The following is a 5,451-nucleotide window of genomic DNA, read 5'->3' on the forward strand; positions in this document are numbered from 1 at the left end:
TCGCGGGTGAATAGTTACGCCTGTAGCACTGACCTCATTTGGATACCATCACTCAGTGTCTTCAATGCGCGCTTATTACGGTGAAGAGACAAAAGCCAAATATGCCATTCTCGGCGGTACTGTTATCGCACTTAGTCTTTATTTCCTATGGCTATTTAGTATTTTCGGCAACCTTCCTAGAGCAAACTTCGGCCCAGTTATCGAGCAGGGTGGTAATGTAGATGCATTGCTAAAAGCTCTTGGCTCAGTAATTGAGTCAGATAAAGTCGCGAACGCAATCAATACTTTCTCAATGGCAGCAATTTTGTCTTCATTTATTGGTGTTGGTCTGGGTGTTTTTGATTTCCTTGCAGACTTCTTTAAGTTCGAAGATACAAAACAAGGTCGCACCAAAACATGGCTCGTTACCTTCCTACCGCCACTTGTTATGTCTCTACTGTTCCCATTTGGTTTCGTGATCGCTATTGGCTACGCGGGTGCTGCGGCAACGGTATGGGCATGTATCATCCCGGCATTATTGGCGAAGAAAACACGCGAAGTGCATGCTGGCGCTGATGGGTTTAAAGCACCTGGTGGTCAGGTGATGATTACTCTAGTGATTACTTTTGGTGTCCTGACTGCGGTATTCCACGTCCTTTCTATGATGGGTCTGTTGCCGACATTTGTTGGCTAATTATAAACAACTATTCGCGCTAGCTTGTGCTTGCAAAAGACGAGCTAGCTTAACCAGATAAAAATAAGAGGAGAGAACTATGACTGCAATAGCTACAGATAACGCACCAGCCGCTATCGGCCCTTATGTTCAAGGCGTTACATTTGGCGATATGGTTATTACTTCAGGGCAGTTGCCAATTAACCCCGAAACTAAGGCAATGGTTGAAGATGTGGCAGAGCAGGCAACTCAGTCATTAACCAATGCATTAGCGATCGTCAAGGAAGCAGGCTTGGAAGCAAGTAATATTGTAAAAACGACAGTGTTTGTCAAAGACCTCAACGATTTTGCTTTAGTCAATGCTGCTTATGAAGCGTTCTTTAACGCTCACAATGCTCCTTTCCCCGCAAGATCTTGTGTAGAAGTCGCGCGTCTTCCTATGGATGCAAAAGTAGAGATCGAGGTAATAGCGGTTAGAAAAGGCTAGTGATGTAAGAAATAAGTTCTGGGGGCGCCGCTAGATTATGGCGCCTCATAGTGAGCTTTTCTGCTCAGTCCCAAGTTTTCAGATTAGATTAATCATGTTGTTGAGTGAAGCGAATATGTTATTTGCTCTGCCAAGTTTTACTGATCCATCCCCCTATGCTCTCATCAAAGTAATTTCCACTGAATTCTTGTTTATATTCAACGACATTATCCGCTTGTGGCCTTTCATCTAATAGATGGTTGATGTAGACCGCCATAGGATCATCGAACTGGTCGCGGCGTTTTTTCTCAGCTACTTCCTTGATGATTTGCATGCGATATGCCTTGCTCATTTTCTTCATGTTTTACCTCCTTTGTCGTGAGCGGTTTATCAAACATAGGAGTAAATTTGAAGCTGGTCAAATAATGAGCAGTGTTTTGTGGCATTCCATATGAAATGATGTTACCCGCGAAATTTGGGAGGTGTTTGAGCCTATGAAACTTATTAGTTAAAGATCTTAAAGTGTAAAGCAACGAAAATAGAGCGTAACAATTGGAATTGTTATGATAGACTTAAATGAAAACAATAATCATTAAGAGAAAATCATGAAAAAGCCACGTCCTAAGACTCTCAAAGTCACTAAAGTGCATCCACTTTCTCCTAACATGCTACGTATTTCTTTTTATTCAGAAGAACTGAAGGCCTTTCCATCGGATAGTGTCGGTGGCTATATTAAGTTCTTGTTTAATGAATATGGTGGTACAGATATCACCGGGCTTTCGGAAGATAATCGCCCCAAATTGCGTACCTATACCATAAGAAGCCTTAATGTCGAGTCAGGTGAAATGGATGTCGATTTCGTCACTCATATTACTGAAGACAAGTTGTGTGGATTTGGTGCACGCTGGGCAAGTTCTGCGAAAGAGGGCGATATGATATCCATCATGGGGCCAGGAACTCTTCAAGATGTTGATACTAGTAAAGACTGGTTTTTCTTCAATGCTGACATGACTTCTTTACCAGCGTTGGCGGTTAAGCTAAAAATGCTCCCAAGCGATGCAAAAGGATATGCTGTGATTCAAATAGAAGACAGTGCGGATGAACAAATATTGGAGGTCCCAGAGGGCATCAGACTGATTTGGACGACTGACTCTCTGTCTAAAACATCAGAGGACTTAGATTGGTTAACAGGTTCACCTTTCGTTTGGTGTGCTTGTGAGTTTGATGAAATGAGAGCACTTCGCCGTTATTTCCGCAACGAAAAAGAAATTCCAAGACAAGACATCTATATCAGTAGCTATTGGAAGCGAGGGGTGGCAGAAGATGGTCACAAAGTGATTAAAAAGCAAGATCACGAAGAGTTTGAGTCCAACTAGCCACCATATTCCCTAGTGACGTGTTAATGATAGGAATGGTGTTGAGTTAGCCATTCCTTTTCTTGATTGAATGCGAAAAATAAGCTCGACCTAAGTCAGGTTCTTTTACGACTAAGGTTGGTATCATATCCTGCATTAATTCTACTTAAGTCACACTTTTCCTTATATATTCTGTCAATTATTTTTCCTAGCAGATTAAGTCTCTGTTTGTTACACTTCCGCGCATAAAAAATAACAACACAATTACATCCCCCAAACAGCTCCTTATTTCTTGTACCCTACATTCAAGAGTAACGAGCCTTTAACTTATAGAGGTCCCCCAGTTACTATGAGTAATAGCAACATCTCGCAAACTGAAATTCACCAGAATCAGTGGCAACTAAACCAAACACTCGCTGAGTCCATGCTACCTATCTTAGGTCGACTGTACAGAGAGAAGGGCGTTGAAATACTGTTGTTCGGCAAAACTCTCGTCAATGCAACGACCATCGACATTATTAAAACTCATCGCGTATCACGACACTATTCTCCTCAAGCCATCAACATTGTTCAAACTGCTCCTCTCATCGAAAAACTGTCTCAATTAAACCTGTCTCCATGCTGCATCGATATCGGCCAACTAGCTCAACAGTATTGGGCGAATAACGATAATGAACAAAACATCGATGATTTCTTAATGACAGCGCTAGTTGAGAGTATAGAAAGCAATGGGGCACTTGAGTCTCGTGATGTTGTCTTATATGGCTTTGGTCGTATTGGTCGTCTACTAACTCGTATCTTGGTCGAGAAAAGTGGCCCAGGTTACCCACTGACTCTTAGAGCGATTGTAGTTCGTGGAGGTCGTGAAGGTGACTTACAAAAACGTGCTAGCCTTTTGCGTCGTGACTCCGTGCATGGCCAGTTCAATGGCAGCATAGTAGTTGATGAAGAGAATAAAGCGCTGATTGTTAACGGTAATTATATTCAAATTATCTATGCCAACAGCCCTGCTGACGTAGACTATACCGAATACGGAATCAACAATGCACTGGTTGTTGATAATACTGGCGTTTGGCGTGATGCTGAAGGTTTAGGTCAGCACGTAGCGTGCAATGGCGCAAATAAAGTGTTACTGACTGCTCCGGGTAAGGGTGACATTAAAAATATCGTATTTGGTGTGAACCATGAGTCGATTCTGGAGGACGATACTATTGTATCGGCAGCGAGCTGTACGACCAACGCGATTACTCCGACTTTAAAAGCGGTCAATGATAAGTATGGTATTATTTCAGGCCACATTGAGACGGTTCACTCATACACGAATGATCAAAACCTTATTGATAACTATCATAAAGGTGACCGTCGCGGACGTTCTGCTTCTTTGAATATGGTTTTAACATCAACGGGTGCAGCAAAAGCCGTTGCTAAAGCGCTTCCGGAGCTAGCAGGCAAACTAAGTGGTAACGCTATTCGTGTCCCTACACCAAATGTCTCGATGGCGGTGGCGAACTTAAATCTTGAAAAAGAAACCTCAAAAGATGAGCTTAATGCGTACTTGCGTGAAATCTCTCTTACCTCATCTCTATCGGCACAAATAGACTATACCGATTCAACAGAGATTGTTTCGACCGATTTAGTTGGTGCTCGTCATCCAGGTATCGTAGACGGCCAAGCGACAATCGCACAAGATAATCGTTGCGTATTGTACATCTGGTACGACAATGAATTTGGCTACAGTTGCCAAGTTGTACATTGCATGGAACAGATGATGGGCGTGAAATACAAAACCTACCCAGCTGTTGTGTAAATCCGACATCCACTGCTAGATATTGCCGTCATCGCTAGGTGACGGCTTTTTTATGCCTAAAGCTTTATCTTTGCCTTGACTCTAAGGCTTGAGGGAACAAAGCGTAATTATCTCACTCTGGGCACGCTACGCTGCTGACTTGAGTGTGATGTATACTGAGCGCAGGACCTATTGGGCTAAATCTGCAATGAATGATTGTTTTCTACTTACACTAGTTTGAAGTTTTCCTTTGATCCATTGATTAAACAAACTGAAGTCAGAATGTACCGGCCAGAAAAGGGAGGCAACGACTTTTTTGCCAAAGAAATCGGGGTGGTCGGTAATTACTTTTAGTTTGCTGTCTTTCATGTTTTTGTCGATAAGGAACTCAGGCAAAAATGCAATGCCACGTTGAGCCTTACACAGATCGATAATAGTTCCTAAGTCATCTAGCCTCCATAGGTTGTATGAGGCTATATTTGAGAGATTGAGTAACTCCTCAATGCCATCCATTAACAGCACTCGTTGGGAGGGATGACTTTTAACGGATTTTAAGTCTTCATGAGCGACCCACCAACAGTTAACGTGAAATAGTTCGTCTATGTTAAAGTCATTATCAGTCTTGTGATAAGGGTTCCCTAACGCAAGATCTATTTTCCCCTCATTAATGTAGTTCCCTAAAACGAAACTTGGTTTAGTAACAACGACCAAATCGACGTTGGGAAATGCTTCAGAGAAGTCCAACAGTGTTTTCTTCACTTCTTTATTGAACACTAAAGGATCAATACCCACACGGTAGACAATTTGCTCTGATATATTCATTTGCTTCGCAGTTGTGATCAACTCACGATACTTCGACACAACCGGTGTCGATAAATGGAACAGGCGTTTCCCTTTTTCAGTTAACCAGACTTTAGAGTGTTGTCTATTAAATAAATTGAAGCCTAAGTCTGACTCTAGATTCTGAACAGCAGTGCTAACAGTAGATTGGGATTTACCAAGCTTACGAGCAGCGGAGCTAAATGAACCTTCGTCAACTACAGCTACGAACGAAACAATATTTTCGAATTGTAGTTTCATGATTCAACCAACCTTTATAAAGCAAGCAGATTATAATTATGTAAATTGTATATTTGCAACACAATAGCGTGATGATACTAGTATTTCAACTCGTTTTATAAAGCATTAGTAA

Annotated in this window: 5 protein-coding genes and 1 pseudogene; 4 read left to right on the forward strand and 2 right to left on the reverse strand. The window is 41.9% G+C overall.

Annotated features, from left to right (window positions below):
* Nucleotides 1-19 precede the first annotated feature (19 nt).
* Nucleotides 20-673: pseudogene (locus HW45_RS30055) on the forward strand (aromatic amino acid transport family protein); the annotation flags it as partial.
* A 79-nt stretch (nt 674-752) separates the two neighbouring features.
* Entirely contained in the window at nt 753-1,139 is a 387-nt protein-coding gene (locus tag HW45_RS23775; protein WP_038230318.1) for a RidA family protein, read from the forward strand.
* 118 nt (nt 1,140-1,257) lie between these two features.
* On the opposite strand, the gene HW45_RS23780 is transcribed toward HW45_RS23775, so the two are convergent.
* The gene (locus HW45_RS23780) at nt 1,258-1,479 is read right to left on the reverse strand and encodes a hypothetical protein (protein ID WP_006070741.1); all 222 of its coding nucleotides are present in this window, start codon (nt 1,477-1,479) and stop codon (nt 1,258-1,260) included.
* A 241-nt stretch (nt 1,480-1,720) separates the two neighbouring features.
* On the opposite strand from HW45_RS23780, the gene HW45_RS23785 reads away from it, so the two are divergent.
* Both HW45_RS23785 and HW45_RS23790 read left to right on the forward strand, forming a co-directional pair.
* Nucleotides 1,721-2,494: a siderophore-interacting protein gene (locus HW45_RS23785; protein ID WP_200874601.1), complete on the forward strand. Its 774-nt coding sequence runs from the start codon at nt 1,721-1,723 to the stop codon at nt 2,492-2,494.
* Nucleotides 2,495-2,822: 328 nt separating this feature from the next.
* On the forward strand, nt 2,823-4,280 hold the full coding sequence (locus tag HW45_RS23790; protein WP_006070739.1) for a glyceraldehyde-3-phosphate dehydrogenase: 1,458 nt from the start codon (nt 2,823-2,825) through the stop codon (nt 4,278-4,280).
* Nucleotides 4,281-4,448: 168 nt separating this feature from the next.
* On the opposite strand, the gene HW45_RS23795 is transcribed toward HW45_RS23790, so the two are convergent.
* On the reverse strand, nt 4,449-5,339 hold the full coding sequence (locus HW45_RS23795) for a LysR family transcriptional regulator (RefSeq protein ID WP_006070738.1): 891 nt from the start codon (nt 5,337-5,339) through the stop codon (nt 4,449-4,451).
* Between the last annotated feature and the right edge of the window lie 112 nt (nt 5,340-5,451).

It is taken from the genome of Vibrio sp. ER1A (genome assembly GCF_000733315.1).
Classification (GTDB): domain Bacteria; phylum Pseudomonadota; class Gammaproteobacteria; order Enterobacterales; family Vibrionaceae; genus Vibrio; species Vibrio mediterranei.

Coding starts and splice junctions, on each gene's coding strand:
- HW45_RS23775 (WP_038230318.1), top strand. CDS start 753: ATGACTGCAATAGCTACAGATAACGCACCAGCCGCTATCGGCCCTTAT.
- HW45_RS23780 (WP_006070741.1), bottom strand. CDS start 1,479: ATGAAGAAAATGAGCAAGGCATATCGCATGCAAATCATCAAGGAAGTA.
- HW45_RS23790 (WP_006070739.1), top strand. CDS start 2,823: ATGAGTAATAGCAACATCTCGCAAACTGAAATTCACCAGAATCAGTGG.
- HW45_RS23795 (WP_006070738.1), bottom strand. CDS start 5,339: ATGAAACTACAATTCGAAAATATTGTTTCGTTCGTAGCTGTAGTTGAC.